Below are 213 nucleotides of genomic sequence, written 5' to 3'. Positions count from 1 at the left end.
GGACCTACTGGCGCTACCGGACCTACTGGAGACACCGGACCTACTGGAGCTACCGGACCTACTGGCGCTACCGGACCTACTGGAGCAACCGGACCTACTGGATCTACTGGACCTACTGGGCCGACTGGTGATACCGGACCGACTGGCGATACCGGACCTACTGGCGATACCGGGCCGACTGGTGATACCGGACCTACTGGTGATACCGGAGCG

1 protein-coding gene is annotated in these 213 nt (G+C 62.4%); it reads left to right on the top strand.

Annotated elements, in window-relative coordinates; translation table 11 throughout:
- The coding region (locus RZO55_RS02985) for a hypothetical protein (RefSeq protein WP_318062807.1) at positions 1-213 on the top strand (213 nt) is incomplete at both ends.

Source organism: Clostridium boliviensis (assembly GCF_033342255.1).
In the GTDB taxonomy this organism is placed as follows: Bacteria; Bacillota; Clostridia; order Lachnospirales; family Lachnospiraceae; genus Lacrimispora; species Lacrimispora boliviensis.
Note: the sequence above shows the minus strand (reverse complement) of the source record. Positions and strands in the feature narration are given on the sequence as shown.